The organism is Paraburkholderia sp. J67 (assembly GCF_905220265.1).
GTDB lineage: Bacteria > Pseudomonadota > Gammaproteobacteria > Burkholderiales > Burkholderiaceae > Paraburkholderia.
This window is the reverse complement of sequence record NZ_CAJMZK010000009.1, coordinates 1-14,725: the sequence shown is the minus strand read 5'-3', so window position 1 is coordinate 14,725 and position 14,725 is coordinate 1. Positions and strand designations below refer to the sequence as shown.

The 14,725-nt window shown below is 61.4% G+C and carries 14 protein-coding genes; 5 read left to right on the top strand and 9 right to left on the bottom strand.

Translation table 11 applies throughout. The annotated features are described in order from the left end of the window. Positions 1–54: 54 nt before the first annotated feature. The 4 genes from U5782_RS18150 to frmR form a co-directional block, all read right to left on the bottom strand. Positions 55–447, bottom strand: a complete 393-nt coding sequence (locus U5782_RS18150; protein ID WP_322045248.1) for a 2-oxoglutarate dehydrogenase — start codon at positions 445–447, stop codon at positions 55–57. A 79-nt stretch (positions 448–526) separates the two neighbouring features. Then, positions 527–2,344, bottom strand: coding sequence for a S10 family serine carboxypeptidase-like protein (locus U5782_RS18145; RefSeq protein ID WP_322045247.1), 1,818 nt, complete (start codon positions 2,342–2,344; stop codon positions 527–529). A gap of 535 nt (positions 2,345–2,879) precedes the next feature. Beyond that, on the bottom strand, positions 2,880–3,989 hold the full coding sequence (locus tag U5782_RS18140; protein ID WP_322045246.1) for an S-(hydroxymethyl)glutathione dehydrogenase/class III alcohol dehydrogenase: 1,110 nt from the start codon (positions 3,987–3,989) through the stop codon (positions 2,880–2,882). Positions 3,990–4,048: 59 nt separating this feature from the next. Then, positions 4,049–4,324, bottom strand: a complete 276-nt coding sequence (gene frmR, locus U5782_RS18135; RefSeq protein ID WP_322045245.1) for a formaldehyde-responsive transcriptional repressor FrmR — start codon at positions 4,322–4,324, stop codon at positions 4,049–4,051. Between the two features lie 203 nt (positions 4,325–4,527). On the opposite strand from frmR, the gene U5782_RS18130 reads away from it, so the two are divergent. After that, positions 4,528–5,679, top strand: a complete 1,152-nt coding sequence (locus tag U5782_RS18130; protein WP_322045244.1) for a porin — start codon at positions 4,528–4,530, stop codon at positions 5,677–5,679. Positions 5,680–5,701: 22 nt separating this feature from the next. Here the strand turns inward: U5782_RS18130 and U5782_RS18125 are convergent, their stop codons facing one another. After that, positions 5,702–6,535, bottom strand: coding sequence for a helix-turn-helix transcriptional regulator (locus U5782_RS18125; RefSeq protein ID WP_322045463.1), 834 nt, complete (start codon positions 6,533–6,535; stop codon positions 5,702–5,704). A 266-nt stretch (positions 6,536–6,801) separates the two neighbouring features. Here U5782_RS18125 and U5782_RS18120 point away from each other — a divergent pair, with 266 nt between their 5' ends. Both U5782_RS18120 and U5782_RS18115 read left to right on the top strand, forming a co-directional pair. Beyond that, complete coding sequence (locus tag U5782_RS18120) at positions 6,802–8,562, top strand: amidohydrolase (protein ID WP_322045243.1); 1,761 nt, start codon at positions 6,802–6,804, stop codon at positions 8,560–8,562. Between the two features lie 34 nt (positions 8,563–8,596). Further along, positions 8,597–9,784, top strand: coding sequence for an MFS transporter (locus tag U5782_RS18115; RefSeq protein WP_322045242.1), 1,188 nt, complete (start codon positions 8,597–8,599; stop codon positions 9,782–9,784). A 53-nt stretch (positions 9,785–9,837) separates the two neighbouring features. Here the strand turns inward: U5782_RS18115 and U5782_RS18110 are convergent, their stop codons facing one another. Genes U5782_RS18110 through U5782_RS18095 form a run of 4 tightly spaced genes read right to left on the bottom strand, consistent with a single transcriptional unit; the run spans position 9,838 to position 12,382 of the window. Then, positions 9,838–10,341, bottom strand: coding sequence for a DoxX family protein (locus U5782_RS18110; protein ID WP_322045462.1), 504 nt, complete (start codon positions 10,339–10,341; stop codon positions 9,838–9,840). Next, the gene (locus tag U5782_RS18105; protein WP_322045241.1) at positions 10,341–11,135 is read right to left on the bottom strand and encodes a DNA-binding domain-containing protein; all 795 of its coding nucleotides are present in this window, start codon (positions 11,133–11,135) and stop codon (positions 10,341–10,343) included. Before U5782_RS18105 ends, U5782_RS18110 begins: the two co-directional genes overlap by 1 nt. Then, entirely contained in the window at positions 11,125–12,018 is an 894-nt protein-coding gene (locus U5782_RS18100) for a DUF692 domain-containing protein (protein WP_322045461.1), read from the bottom strand. Before U5782_RS18100 ends, U5782_RS18105 begins: the two co-directional genes overlap by 11 nt. A 52-nt stretch (positions 12,019–12,070) precedes the next feature. Beyond that, positions 12,071–12,382, bottom strand: a complete 312-nt coding sequence (locus U5782_RS18095; RefSeq protein WP_322045240.1) for a DUF2282 domain-containing protein — start codon at positions 12,380–12,382, stop codon at positions 12,071–12,073. Between the two features lie 420 nt (positions 12,383–12,802). On the opposite strand from U5782_RS18095, the gene U5782_RS18090 reads away from it, so the two are divergent. Both U5782_RS18090 and U5782_RS18085 read left to right on the top strand, forming a co-directional pair. Then, the gene (locus tag U5782_RS18090; RefSeq protein ID WP_322045239.1) at positions 12,803–13,723 is read left to right on the top strand and encodes a proline dehydrogenase family protein; all 921 of its coding nucleotides are present in this window, start codon (positions 12,803–12,805) and stop codon (positions 13,721–13,723) included. Positions 13,724–14,015: 292 nt separating this feature from the next. Further along, a complete protein-coding gene (locus U5782_RS18085; RefSeq protein WP_322045238.1) occupies positions 14,016–14,513 on the top strand; it encodes a DUF3455 domain-containing protein in 498 nt (165 codons plus the stop codon). The last annotated feature ends 212 nt before the right edge of the window (positions 14,514–14,725 follow it).

The following is a 14,725-nucleotide window of genomic DNA, read 5'->3' as shown; positions in this document are numbered from 1 at the left end:
CGAGAATGGCCTCACCCGTGGGTGAGGCCATTTTTTTGCTTGTGGGTTTTCAGCTCACTGCTGCTGTTGCTTTTGCAGATACTGGCGCACATCGTCGATTGAAACACGGCCCGTGTGCGCCGTGTCGATCTGGTCGAAATGTTGCGCGATGTAGCCGAGGCCGCTCGTCTGCGCCTGCGCTTTGGTCAACGTCGCGCCGCCGCTCAACACCGTGTTCGCGCCGAGGCGCGTTTCGATGCGCTTCTGCGCTTCCTGCTGCAACTGCGTGCCTGTCGAGGGCGTCACGGGCTGCGGACGATTGCTCGGAAAAAACGGTCCGTCCACGCCATGCCCGCCCTTGGGCAACTGGACGGGCGCCACGGACTGGGTTGCCGCCTGCGCTGTGCCGATCACGGCAACGACCACGACGAGCGGCGCGATGCGCCGAAGCTTCCTGGATAGAGACATGATCACTCGCATTCAGAGGGTTGTATCGGGTCGATGAGCGGCCTCAACGTGTCGGGGACCGCTTGTGTTCATCCACGCCTTACGGTTGGAGCGCGGTTTGCGCGATTGCCGTGGGCGAGCCGGCCGGGCTCTCGTCGGGCCACGGCGAGGGCAGCGTCCACACGGAAAGCGCGAGCGGAATGGGCTGGCCGGCGTAGTACTTGACGAGATCGCTCTTCATCTTCGGGCGCGCTACGTTGTCCAGATAAATCATATGTCCGCCCTGGAAGAAGTTGACCTGAAGATTCGCGTTCAAACCGGACACCGTTTGCAGGCGCGCGAGTTGTTTCTCCGTATTGAAGAACGGCGTCGCGAGATCGTGATAGCCGTTCTCGGATAACACTTTCAGTTGCGGATTGAGCGTGATTGCGCCCCGCAGATCGGGCAGGGTATCGGGCAGTGGCTGACCATCGTGCGAGAAGTCCCAGACCTCGATGATGTTGTCGTTCAGCGGCATGAACGTCGCGTTGGGCGCGGTGTAGCCCAGATAGTCCGGCAGTTGCGTTGCCAGCGCGGTCGTGAACGGCTGCGAGATCAGGATGTCCGAGGGATCGCCATCGGCTTGCAGACGCGGGTCCGAATCCGGCAGCGAGACGCGCCCGTCGTAGCGGCCGATGGTGGTGCCCGGAATCAGCGCGCTACTGAAGGAGTTGACGCTGAAATAGCCCTGCAAGGCCTGCAATGTGAGGCTCGACGGCCAGCGCCACGAATCCAGCGTGCGCGCGGGCGGCAACACGGGCGTGCCGAGCGCGCCGGGGATGCCTAGCTGGCTGAGCACCCAGGTCTGCGCGTAACGTTTGAAATGGTTGTACTGGCCGGTGGCGAAGATCTCGGATTGCAGCGCGAACAGACCCTGATCGATCAAGGGCGGCGAGACCTGATTGAAGTACGCGGCCACCTCCGCGTAGCCGGGGTAATAACCCGCGAGCGTATCGGTATCGAGTTGCAGGCCCGCCGTCGAATCCGTGATGGCCGTGGCCTCGATCGCATCGGCAAAGTAGTTCAGGATCGCCGACTGCAACACGATGCCGGAGAGCTGCACGCCCGCCGTTTCGAGCGCAAGCGCCAGCATGTCGGTGCGCGGCGTGCCATACGATTCGCCATAGAGATAGATCGGCGAACTGCTACGGTTATTGACGGCCAGATAGCGCAGGATGAAATCGCGCATCACGTTGACGTCGGGATCGCAGCCCCAGAATTTCTGGTTGGTGTTCGGCAGGACGGCCTCCGATAAGCCCGTGCCCGGCGGGTCGATAAAGACCATGTCGGTGGTATCGATCAGACTGTCGGCGTTATCGACGACTGGGTAATTCGGCCAGTTGGTGAGCAGCGGATCGGGCGTGGCCACGCGCGTTGGTGCGAACGAGCCGAGTCGCAGCCAGATCGACGATGAACCGGGGCCGCCGTTGTAGATGAAGGTAACGGGGCGCGGTGAGCCGTTTGTCGAAGGTGCGGTATACGCGACGTAGGACATGCTCGCTTCAGGATTGCCATTGGCATCCGACGCGGTTAAATGCCCGGTCGTGGTCGTGTAATTGATGGTGGTTTTGCCCGAATTCCATTGGTAATGCATGATGGCCGCTTTTTCCGCGACCTGCGCGGGCGCGAGACCATCATTGGCATTCGGCGAATAGGCAATAGGGTCGGTATAAGGCTGATTGGCGTTCGGCGCTTGTGTCGTTTGTGTCGCTTCAGTGGCCGCTACCTGTTTCATGGCCGTGGCAGCGGCGGAACCCGAGCCGCTATCGCCGCCACCGCATCCTGCCAGCATCAAGATTCCCGCAATTAAAACACCGGGCCCGGCCAGCCGGCCCAGAGAGCGGGCACGGCGACTGCTACAATGGCTGTCCGCATTCATATCGATTCCTGTGAATGGTGAATACCGCATGCAGAAAAGCCGCGTTCGCCGGAACGGAAACGATTTAGAAAAGCCATGTAGCAGTACGTCGGCGCACAACGGCTGACAATTAACTTTCTATATCCGACAGTTTTAATACATTCTTCTTCTGTGTTGAAAATTATTTAGGATGACTATTTAAAAGACAAAGAGAATCCCTGGCAGCCACAATGGTTGCCTGGTGTTTCCCCGGCTAAATATTTGGTAATGGACGGTAGGCAGAGGAAAAATAGAGGTTGTGGCCGTGCTTTGTCAAACACTGTTACACGCTATGCCCGGTGGATGAAAAGCCGGATTTAAACGCGAATTAAATCGAAGCAGTGAAACGAGAAAATAAATCGATCGATATCCGACGTGAATTCAATCGATTTCGTTGCGTGAGCAACCACATTGACGCGGGCGAGAAATGCCGCAGAGGAGGAGGGAATGCTGCCCGGTGCCGACTGCGACACCGGACAAAACCATAGCGGCACGCATGGCGTGCCGCGTGCAGGCATTAGTAGTGAACGACGGTGCGGATCGACTTGCCTTCGTGCATCAGGTCGAACGCTTCGTTAATCTCCGAAAGCGGCTTGGTGTGCGTGACGAACGGCGCGAGCTGGATCTTGCCGCTCATCGCGTCTTCGACCATGCCCGGCAGTTGCGAACGGCCCTTGACGCCACCGAACGCCGTGCCAAGCCAGCGGCGGCCGGTAACGAGCTGGAACGGACGCGTGGAGATTTCCTGACCCGCACCCGCCACGCCGATGACCACGGACTGACCCCAGCCGCGATGCGCGCATTCGAGCGCGGCGCGCATCACGTTGACGTTGCCGATGCACTCGAAGCTGTGATCCACGCCCCAGCCCGTCATCTCGACGATCACTTGCTGGATGGGCTTTTCGTGGTCCTTGGGGTTCACGCAGTCGGTCGCGCCGAAGGCCTTCGCCAGTTCGAACTTGCCCGGATTGGTGTCGACGGCGATGATGCGGCCCGCCTTCGCGAGCTTCGCGCCCTGAATCACGGCAAGGCCGATGCCGCCCAGGCCGAACACGGCCACGGTATCGCCTTCCTGAACCTTGGCGGTGTTCTTGACCGCGCCGAGGCCCGTGGTCACGCCGCAGCCCAGCAGGCAGACCTGCTCGGGATTGGCGTCGGGGTTGATCTTCGCGAGCGACACTTCCGCGACGACGGTGTATTCGCTGAACGTCGAGCAGCCCATGTAGTGATAGACGGGTTGACCGTTGTAGCTGAAGCGCGTCGTGCCGTCCGGCATCACGCCCTTGCCCTGGGTGGCGCGCACGGCCACGCACAGATTGGTCTTGCCGCTCTTGCAGAACAGGCACTCGCCGCACTCGGCGGTGTAGAGCGGAATCACATGGTCGCCGGGCTTCACGCTCGTCACGCCTTCGCCCACTTCGACGACGATGCCCGCGCCTTCATGGCCCAGCACGGCGGGGAAGAGGCCTTCGGGGTCGTCGCCGGAGAGCGTGAAGGCGTCGGTGTGGCACACGCCGGTGTGCGTGATCTTCACCAGCACTTCGCCCTTGCGCGGCGGTTCGACGTCGATCTCGACGATTTCGAGGGGCTTGCCCGGCCCGAATGCAACGGCTGCACGTGATTTCATAGCAATCCTGGTGAAATGATCAAAGGGTCCGGAACCGCACGGGCGGCTGCCGGCGCAAGTCAGCGAAGATAGGAACGCACGAGCGTTACGACTTCGTCAATGGATTTTTTCGAGTTCTCGTCGGCGCCCGCGAGGCTCGAAAACTCCTCGCGCAGATGGCTTTCGAGCACGCCGGCCATCAAGCCATTGATGGCGCCGCGCACGGCGGCAATCTGCTGAAGGATCGGCCCGCAATCGGTGCCTTCTTCCAGCGCGCGCTCGAGCGCGTCCAGTTGGCCGCGCACGCGGCGAACGCGGGCCAGAACGCGTTTCTTTTCTTCGACGGTGTGGGGCATGATGGCTCCCGGTCACATACTGGACGGGAGTATGCCACAGTACTGCGGGGGAGTATAGATGCGCGAGTGGCGCGTTTCGCTGACTGTCCCCCCGCAGGGGGGCAGACCCGACCATTTCGTCTGGATACATTGCGGCTTGCAACCGGACGGCGAAGCACCGCCGCCGCGCGCAAACCACGCGACTCCATCAGGATAACTATGCAATGAAAATCCAGACACGTACTGTCCTCTCTCTCGTTTCCCTGGCCTCGCTGTCGCTGTGCGCCACCGCCCGCGCCGAATCCAGTGTCTCCCTCTACGGCACGCTGGACGCCGGCATTTACTACAGCAGTAATCAAGGCGGCAGCCATGTCTTGCAATTCGTCGATTCGAGCGTGATGTCCAGCACATGGGGCATCACCGGCACCGAGGACCTTGGCGACGGCAGGCAGGCCTTGTTCAAGCTCGCGAGCTTCTTCCGGCCAGCAACGGGGCAACAGACGTTCGCCGGGAAAATGTTCAGTCAGTACGCGTATGTCGGTCTTGCCGATGAGCGTCTGGGTACGGTCACGCTCGGGCGGCAACTGGACGTCGTGGGCAACACGCTCTGGAACTTCACGGCGGCGGCGGATTGGGGTGGAACGCTCTACGCGCATCCCTATGACAATGACAATGCCTGGGGCACGTTCTGGGTCAACAACGCGGTGAACTACCAGAGCGCGCCGTTTGCCGGGTTTCAGTTCAGCGGCATGTACGCGTTCAGCAACAAGGCGGGCGACGGTAACGGCTCGGGCTTTGCCGACAATCGTTTGTGGGGCATGGGCGTCAGTTGGTCGCTGGCGGCGCTGAAGGCCGCCCTGGTCTACGAGCAGTTGGATAACCCTGGCAACGATCTCACCGCCACGACGGGTGCGGTCGATCTCGTGGACGCCAATTTCCGCGCAGCACGCCAGCGCATTTTCGGTGCGGGCCTGAGCTATGACTTCGACAAGGTTTCGTTACGCGGCAATGTCACGCGTTCGCAGATGTCAAACCCGCTTGGCGAGTATCAGAATGCCGCCTTCACCGGCGCGCCGTCGATGAGTTTCAACAACTTCGAGATCGATGCGCTTTATCATGTCTCGCCGTCACTCGATATCGGCGGTTCGTACACGTATACGATCGCGCGCGTGGCGGGCGCGTCGCCGCACTGGAATCAGGCGGGCATGATGGCGCAATACCATCTGTCGAAGCGCACCAGCGTGTATCTGAACGCGGTCTGGCAACGTGTACATGGCGATGGAAGCGAATTCTCGCACGCGCAACTCAACGGTCTCGTGGCGTCCTCCAGCGAATCGCAAGGCATTGCCGGAATCGGCATGAAACACGTCTTTTGAGTCCACAGAGCGCAGAGGGCGCTCAAGCGTCCGTATGCGCCCACTGAAGCAATTCCCACTTCGTGCGCACCTTGAGCTTGGCGAAAGCGCGCTTCACATACGATTCGGCGGTCGATAGCTTCAATTCGAGCATCTGCGCGCTTTCGGGAATTGTCTTGCCGCTCAGCAGGCTGCGGCAGATTTCGCCTTCGCGCCGCGACAGGCGGATTTCCTCGCGCGCGATGCGCTCCTCGAATCGCGACACGGGCGTGCCTTCGCGGTGTGGCGTGCTGATCCGTCGCGCCGAAGCGCTTCTCGAATGCATCTCACACAACGGGAACAGAAACTCGCCCAATTGCCGCAACAGCGCCAGTTCGCGCAATGAAAACGCAGCGCGTCCCTCGCAGCGGGAGAGGCCCAGCGAATAGCGCTCGTTGCGCGTGCCATGCGAGATCACGCACTCTTGTGCGATGCGCGCGGACGTGAAAATCTCCCGCTTGAAGCCATCGTCAGTGAGCGCGCCCACATCGCGCTGAACCAGCAGCGTGCCGCTCGAACCGCGAATCGACACGAAGAGCGGATCGCGGTCGCAATAGTTCGCGTAATAGCAATCCATGACCTCGCAAATCAACGCGTATTCCTCGCCCGCGCTGCCGATCCATTCGGTTGTATAACCGGAGGGATTGCGCGCATCCGGGCGCATACGCTCCAGATGAATCGCATCGGCCTGGATATCGGCGTTCACGAACTGCCCGAGCGATCGCACGAAATCGGGCGTGCCTACGCGGCCGACGAGATCGCCCAGGGCGCGAGGCGAAATGGTTAGCGATCGGTAATCGTCGCGCGCGCGCGCGGATGCAGCAGTGTCGAAGGCCATCTGTGTCACGGTTGCTCGTCGGGAATGCAGGAACAAGGCGCACACATTAACCGACCAAAATCCCGCTGTCTGCCAGGGCAATGCCGGTCAAGCTTGCTTGCCAGGCGATCCGCACTTTCCCTCATTCCATCCATGAACTGGCCGTCGTCACGGGCGCTCGCGCGACGCCCGCAGGCCTGTCCCCCCAAAGCAGGGCAGACCGCCCATTTGCGGCTGGATACATTCGCGCCACATCGACTGATGACTACGACACAAAGGAGCGACAGGTGGCGACACACACTCACGACAACCCCATCGGCGGCCAGGCAGGCCTCGAATACGCGGACATCGTTTTTCGCAACGCCAAGGTCTATACGGTCGATCCGCACAAGCCGTGGGCCGACGCCGTCGCCGTGCGCGGCGACCGCATTGTCTATGTGGGCGACGAAGGCGGGCTCGAACGACTGATTGGCGGGGACACGAAAATTATCGACGCGGGTGGCCGTTTGATACTGCCGGGATTCGTCGAATCGCATTGGCACTTCTCGACCACGGCCTTCGCGTTCCAGGCCTTCGTGAACTACGAAGACCCGCAGAAAGTGCTCGCGGCACTGGCCGATTATGTGGCGGCTCATCCTGAGGAAAAGAGCATCACGGGCATGGGCTGGATTCAGGCGACCATTCCGCAGCATATGCTGCGCAAGGAAACGCTCGACGCCATTTGCGCGGACAAACCGGTGTGCCTGCTTTCGACCGATTTCCACAGCATGTGGGTGAACTCGAAAGCGCTGGAAATAGGCGGTATCGACGCCGATACGCCGCCCGTTGAAGAAGGTTCGAGCTGGTTCGAGAAAGACCCGGTGACCGGCGAGCCGACCGGCCTCGTGGTAGACGGCGCGGCGTATTCGCTGCTGATGCGACGCATCAGCGACGCGGGTTATCTGCCCAAGGGCATCGATCTTTATCTCCAGTCGATTGGCGTATGGCAGGAGAAACTGGTGGCGGCGGGCATCACGACGGTCTTCGACGCGGGCTTTCTGGACCCGAGCGGCGATCAATCGTTGCTCTACGAAACGCTGCAAACGATGGAGCGTGCGAACAACCTCAAGCTGCGCGTGGTGGGCACCTATGCCGCGCTCGGGCCCGTTGAAGATCCCGTGGGCACGCTGGTCGACTATCGTGCGAAATACCACTCGCCGCTGGTGAAGGCGCAGGCTTTGAAGCTCTTTCTCGACGGCACCGAAGCCAATCACACGGCCTATCTGCTGGCGCCCTATGCCGATCGGCCGCACACCTGTGGCGAGCCGACCATGCCCATCGACCAGTTCAAACGCTATCTGCTGCAAGCGGACAAGGAGCAGATCGACGTCATGGTGCATTGTGTCGGCGACGCGGCAGTGCGCACAGCGCTCGATGGTTTCGAACTGGTGAACGCCACCAATCCCCCGCGCGAGCGTCGCCATGTGATTACGCACGCGTTCCTGACCCATCCCGACGATATTCCGCGCTTCCGGCGTCTGGGCGTGATGGCCAACACGCAGTTGCAATGGGGCGTGGTGGACGCCTACACCGAACTGATTCGCGAACACTACGGCACGGAGCGCTGGAGCAATATGTACAAGTTCCGCACCTTCATCGAGGAGGGCGTGACGGTTTCCATCGGTATGGATGGGCTTGCGTGCCAGTGCCGCTGCCAGCATCGCCCGGTCGAGCACATCGAATCGGGCCATACGCGTCAGCTTGCGGGCGAACCCAACGCACCGGTATTCCCCGACATCAACGAACGCCTGAGCGTGCCGCAACTGATTGCCGCCTACACGATCAACGGTGCGTACCAGCTGCGCATGGAGCATGAAATCGGTTCCGTGACGGTCGGCAAGCGCGCGGACCTGATCGTGCTCGAAGACAACCTGTTCGAAGTGAAAAAGCACGACATCGGCCGCGTCAATATCGGCGTCACCATGATGAATGGCGCCGTGACGTACTCGCAGGGCGAGTTGCGCGAACAACTGCACAACGAAAGCACCAGCGCTGCGACTTGCGCGTGAAGCGGTCATCGCCATCACCTTCGGAGAACGAATAGTGAATCAACCTTCGTCTGAAGGCGCCACGCACGACGGCGCCATTTTCCTGATGGCGATGCTCGCCCTCGGAACCGTCGCGCCCACGGTGTTCTGGGGGCTTCCCGTGATCGTGGGGCAGATCGCGCAGCAATGGGGATTTGGCGCTGCCGATCTGGGTATCGCCGTGCTGGGCGAGGTGTTCGGCATGGCGGCGGGCACGCTGCTGATGGCGTCGGTGCTCGCGCGCCGGCCAGTGCGCACGACGCTCGCGGGCACCATCGTGCTGACGGCGGTAGCGAATCTCGTCACGCCGTATGCGCATACGCTGCCGCTCTTCGTTGTGGCACGCGCCGTAGCGGGAATCGGTGCGGGGGCGATGAGCGGCATCGCCATGAGTTGCCTGTCCTACACGAAAGCGGCGGAGCGCAATATCGGCCTGCTGGTGTTGCTCCAGGTGTTGTGGAGCATGGCGCTGCTCGGCTACGTGCTGCCGGTCGTCGACGGCATCGCGCATGCTACCGGCACGTATGTGTGCATTGGCGTGCTGTCCCTTGCGTTTCTTCCGGCGGTGGCGTTGTTCGGACGCAAAGAGGCGTTCGTCACCGCCAATGAAGGCACGCGTGCCAAGGTCGATGTCCGCGGCGTAATGTTGCTGCTCGGCTGCATTTTCGCGCTGTATTTCGGCGTTGGCGTACTGTGGACCTTCCTGGAGCAGATCGGCATGCGGGCCGGCTTGAGCGAGGCGCGCATTGCGACCACGCTGGTCTATGCCAACCTAGTGAGCCTCGTCGCCTGTGTGGTGATGCCGCGTCTGGGCCAGGGTAGCGGCTTGCGGCGCTGGGCGGTCATCAACATCGGTGCGTGCGTGGCGTCCGCAGCGGCGCTGACCATGCGGCAGACGCCCGACCGCTTCGCCATCGCGGCCATCGTCTTTATCGTCGCATGGACGGGCGCCGCGACGTTGATCTTCGCGACCATGCCGCGCGTGGACAAGGTCGGTCGCTATGCAGCACTATCGCCGGGCGTGTTGTCGCTGGGTTTTGGCATCGGTTCCGCAGCGGGTGGGGAACTCATCGAACTGCTCGATGCGCGTGCGGCGGTTGGGCTCGCCTGTGTGTTCTGCTGCGTATCGTTGTTGTTGTACTTGAGTCTTGGGCGTGCAAACGCGGCGGCCGAAGAGGCATTTTCACGGGCTAGCCAGAACTAACGTGATGTAGCGGTGGCGAGTTTCGCCACCGCTGTGCGCACTTACGTACAGGTTCAGGAACGACTCGTGCGGTCTCCGAGCAGCCAGTCGAGCGAGATAGCACCCGGCCCCCAGGCGGCGATGCCTAACGCCATAGCGGCCCACGTGATGTGAATCGGCCAGCCGTCCGGTACAGTCAGTTCGATGATGCAGGTCATCAGGAACAACCCGGCAGCAGCGAAACGTGTGCCGAGACCGAGTATCAGCAAGACCGGGAATCCCACCTCGCCGCACGCGGAAAAGAACGCGAAAACAGCCGGAGCCGGAAACGGATACGGACCGCCTGGCAGATGCAACTGGAATTCGTCGGTGAACAAGGTGATGGCCGTATCGCTAAGCTGAAAGAACCCGTGCCATTTGAGGATGCCGGACCGCCAGAACGGCACGGCAAGCGCTATGCGCAGAACAAGTTGCACGAGCCAAGGTTGCGCGAGGCGCTCGATCGTGCGACGCACGCCTACGATCGCCGTTGTGATCAAGGCAGGAAACGAAGCCTTCAGGTTCTGCTGGGTCGACATCATGATGTTGCTCCGGAACGAATGGCGGTGAATACTCCGGCGGAAATCATCGCCTGCATATTGATCTGGATATCGAACGATCCGGATTCACGAAAAGCGACTTCGACGGCATCGCCTAACGTCGAACCCGCAATGAGCGCGAGCAGGAAAGCTGCGCCGCCTGCTGGCAGACGCGAGACGATCACGTCTTGAGCAGGCCGCGTAATGAGTGCGTCTTCCTCGTCGCTGGAATTCAACGATTCAACCGGCCCAGGCTGGCGGTTCATGGCGAAGATGGAAACGGCGGGATAGCGCGAGCGCACGATACGCGTGGCCGGATGTGGCACGAAGCGCAGTTTCGCCAAGGCGTTTGCATCGACGCTGGCGAACGCTTCAGCCGCCAACGGCTCAGCGTCTGCCGCGTGATAAGCGTCTAGCCAGGCGCGTTCGATACGAGCCGTGTCCGCGAGCCAGGGCAACTCGCGCGCGTATTCGTACGATTCGATGAAAGCCGGGAAATCGTTTCCGTACTCGAATAACAGCGGTGAATGGGGCGGCGTCGCGCGCACATGAAAGCGCGCCATTGCGCGGAAAAATTCGACGCCGGTGATGCGCTGCACGGCCGGATAAATGGCGGCGAGCGCGTCGATCAGGCTCACCGTCACGTTGTTGCGGTAGATGTTGTATCGGTTGACGACGCCTTTGCCCGGCGAGGCAATCACGTCGGCGGGCGCTTCGATCGTGGGATCGATCAATCCCGGTGCGAATGTCGTTGCGAATTGCGCCGCGTCTGCGATGAACGGTTCAGGCTTCATGGCATTGCCTCACACTGTCTGGCGCGGTGTGTTGCGTCATGATCTGCCGGGCCGCTTCGGCCTGGGCGCGCAACTCTGGCCATGCGGGCAGGGCACTGTCCCATTCGATCAGCGTCGGCACCGCGCCGATATCTGAAACGACTTCCGCGTAAAGATCCCAGACTGGATCGGCAACGGGCCGATCGTGGCTGTCGATGAGCAGCGGCATGTGCTCGTCGTCGTGTTGTTCGCTGTGGCCCGCCAGATGCATTTCGCCCACGTGCTCGAGCGGAAACGCCGCGAGATAGTCGCGCGCTGAATAGCCGTGATTGGTCGCCGAAACGAATACGTTATTCACGTCCAGCAGTAAACCACAACCGGTTCTTTGCGCAATCGCGCGCAGGAATTCGCATTCGCTCATCGTCGACGATGCGAAAGCGACATACGTCGAGGGATTCTCAAGCAGGATCTTGCGGCCGATTGCGGTCTGCATCTGGTCGATGTGCGCGCACACGCTGTCGAGTGTTGCGCGCGTGTAGGGCAGCGGCAACAGGTCGTTGAAAAACGTGCCGCCATGCGAGGACCACGCGAGATGTTCTGAAACGAACGCCGGTTCATAACGCGCGACCAGATCGCGAAAGCGCGCGAGGTGCGCCACGTCGAGCGAACCCGGGCCGCCAATCGACATGCACACGCCATGCAGCGAAAGCGGATAACGCTCGCGGATTGCGGCAAGCGCGCGATGCGGTGGCCCGCCCGCGCCCATGTAGTTCTCGGCGTGGACTTCGAAAAAACCGTCAGTCAAGCCCTCGTCGAGAATCGCGCCGAGATGCTCGTGCTTGAAGCTGGTGCCTGCGAGCCGCGGCGGCGCGTAGTGGGGACGGCTGGGCGCATGCCGTGCCATTGATCGGAGGATAGCGTTCATGACCGTCCCGCTTCACGTAGTGTTGTGGCGATCAGGACTTCATCGGCGTGAGCGAGCCGTGGCCGCCGCCCGGCACCATGATGCTCGTGCAGGTGCCGCCCTGGACGAACTTCCACGAATTGCCCTGGAAGTCCATCGCCGAGGTGCCCTGGCAAGTCGTGCCGGGGCCCGCTGCGCAGTCGTTCTGGCCTTTGAGCGCGACGCCGTAGCACTTTTCCTTGTGGGCGGCGATGGCGGCGCTGGCTTCGGCCTGCGTGAGCGGCGCGGCGTGGACGGTGGAGGCGAGCAGGCTGGCGACGGCGCCGACGAGCAGCGCGGCATTGACGTTGAGCTTGGCGGACATGAGTGTTCTCCGGTGGTAGAGGTAGTGGGTATCCATCGCGGATACACCAGCTAATTCGCGCAGGGGTGTCGGCCGGTTACAGCTCGTCGGCAAAATTTTTTTCGTCCTTTGCGGATCAATGGTCACTGCCCCTATGCCATGCGCGTCGGCTTATGTCCACGGTTTGTTCGTGCTACGATTCGCGCTGCCCGACTGACCTACGGTTAGCAGGCGCTAACCGACCCTTGTACTGAGTCCCCCCGAACAATGTACGCAGCTGCCTGGCCTCCTTCGAAAACGCACTGAAAGCCTGAGTCGATGCAGTGTTTGCATCGTCCTGGCATTCGTCCCGGACTTGTTGTCGATAACAGTCCGGTGATGTCGCACGACTCGACGCATCGCGTCCAGATTCGTGCGACTCCGTTTTCACGAGACCACAACATGCGTATTTTCAATACGATGGCGGCGCACGCCATCCCGCTCGTTCCCCGTTCGCTGATCCGCAAGATCTCTCGTCGTTATATTGCTGGCGAAACGCTAGGCGATGCCCGCACACGTATTCATGCGCTCCACGCAGCAGGCTTCAGAACCACCGTCGATGTGTTGGGCGAAACCGCGTCATCAGCGGAGCAGGCAGAGTCGATGGCGCGTGAATATCTCAATCTGATCGAAGCGTTCGGTGCGCAAAATGAGCGCACCGAGTTGTCGATTAAATTGACCGCGCTTGGGTTGCATCTCGATGAAGGTGCGTGCATGGAGAGGGTTTCGGTGATTCTGCGAGAAGCAATTTCGCGTGGAATCAGCGCGTGCATCGATATGGAGGACACGCGTTTCACCCAGAAAACCCTCGACGCGTTCTTGCACCTCGAAGCCGACGGCTATCTTGTCGGTATCGCGCTGCAAGCCTATTTGGCGCGCACAAACGATGACATCGCGCCATTGGTGGCGCGCAGGAGTCGCATGCGCATTTGCAAGGGAATCTATGCAGAGGCGAAGGAGCATCTTGTCGACGGCGCATCGACGGATCGGGCTGCGATTAACCCGCACTTCATCAGGCACGTTTCAACTGCAATTCAGGCGGGATCGTTTGTCGGTATTGCGACGCATGATGCACAGTTGATCGATACGCTCACGCACTGGCTGCGAAGCGAACGGATCGACAGATCACGTTTCGAGTTCCAGATGTTGCTGGGGGTGTGCGAACCGCTGCGGGATGCTTTGCTTGCGCAAGGATTCAATGTGCGCGTCTATGTGCCATACGGGCATGACTGGTATGGCTACAGCACCCGGCGAATCAAGGAGAATCCGCGAATTGCCGGGTATATTCTGGCGGCGATGATGTGGCGGGATCGGTCGCGCTAGTAGTTACAACAAGATCGGCGAAGCGGGACCGACCGGATTGTTGGCCCCGCTCGAATGGCTGCCTTCGGGAAGGCCGCTTGGCTGCTCAGGGTCGAATGCGTCAGCAGCATGAAGTCGCACAACTGATGGCTCCGTTGTTCACGAACCGAAGTGAGGACGCGGCGGCGCCCGCGTCTCGCCGCAGTTTCCCGTATGATCGCCTGGCAAGCTGAGATATTCATCGGGGACAACGCGCATGACTCAATCGATTTGTAGAGGCGACCCTAGCGTCCGCCTCGTAACGCGGTGCGCCTTGGCGATCGCGACGGCGCTAGCCGGCAGCGTGGCGCCTTCGTTGGCCCACGCCCAGTCGCCGGTGCCGGACGCGCTGCAGCCCGCCGGCGTCACCCACGTGGTGGCCTCGCTCAAGGCATCGGGCGTGCAGATCTACGTCTGCAGGCGCGACGCCGCCAATCAACTGACGTGGACCTTTCAGGCGCCGCAAGCCGATCTCTACGACGCCTCCGGCCAGCTCGTCGTCAGGCACGGCGCGGGACCGTCGTGGGAAGCGTCGGACGGCAGCCGGATTACTGGCAAGTTGTTGCAGCACGCCGCCAATCCCGACGATGGCGCGGCGATCCCAATGCTGCTCCTCGCTTCTACCAATGCGGGCGGTCCGGGCCTCCTGAGCAAGGTGCGCTACGTGCAGCGGCTTGCCACGCATGGCGGCGCGGCCCCCGCGCAAGCCTGCGTGCGCGAGGGCGAGGAAGGGCGTAGCCCCTATCTTGCGGAGTATGTGTTCCTCGAATGAACGGGGTGCGAGCGCACGTGTACTTTGTGGCCACGGTACGTGTGCTGCCGCTGGCGCCGTCGTCCTGAAGGCCGGATCGCACGCGGTGATGGTCGACCGAAAATCCCCGTCGAAGCGCGCTGAGGGAGGGCACTCTATCTATGCTGGGTCGCAGCGTCGGTAGCCGGCCACTTACGGACTTCCTCTTTCAGACGTCGAGAGACACTCGAACC

Excerpts from the sequence above, each read along its gene's own strand:
- U5782_RS18125 (WP_322045463.1), bottom strand. The coding sequence starts at position 6,535 with ATGGCCTTCGACACTGCTGCATCCGCGCGCGCGCGCGACGATTACCGA.
- U5782_RS18090 (WP_322045239.1), top strand. The coding sequence starts at position 12,803 with ATGCGTATTTTCAATACGATGGCGGCGCACGCCATCCCGCTCGTTCCC.
- U5782_RS18100 (WP_322045461.1), bottom strand. The coding sequence starts at position 12,018 with ATGGCACGGCATGCGCCCAGCCGTCCCCACTACGCGCCGCCGCGGCTC.
- U5782_RS18140 (WP_322045246.1), bottom strand. The coding sequence starts at position 3,989 with ATGAAATCACGTGCAGCCGTTGCATTCGGGCCGGGCAAGCCCCTCGAA.
- U5782_RS18105 (WP_322045241.1), bottom strand. The coding sequence starts at position 11,135 with ATGAAGCCTGAACCGTTCATCGCAGACGCGGCGCAATTCGCAACGACA.
- U5782_RS18150 (WP_322045248.1), bottom strand. The coding sequence starts at position 447 with ATGTCTCTATCCAGGAAGCTTCGGCGCATCGCGCCGCTCGTCGTGGTC.
- U5782_RS18130 (WP_322045244.1), top strand. The coding sequence starts at position 4,528 with ATGAAAATCCAGACACGTACTGTCCTCTCTCTCGTTTCCCTGGCCTCG.
- frmR (WP_322045245.1), bottom strand. The coding sequence starts at position 4,324 with ATGCCCCACACCGTCGAAGAAAAGAAACGCGTTCTGGCCCGCGTTCGC.
- U5782_RS18145 (WP_322045247.1), bottom strand. The coding sequence starts at position 2,344 with ATGAATGCGGACAGCCATTGTAGCAGTCGCCGTGCCCGCTCTCTGGGC.
- U5782_RS18095 (WP_322045240.1), bottom strand. The coding sequence starts at position 12,382 with ATGTCCGCCAAGCTCAACGTCAATGCCGCGCTGCTCGTCGGCGCCGTC.
- U5782_RS18110 (WP_322045462.1), bottom strand. The coding sequence starts at position 10,341 with ATGTCGACCCAGCAGAACCTGAAGGCTTCGTTTCCTGCCTTGATCACA.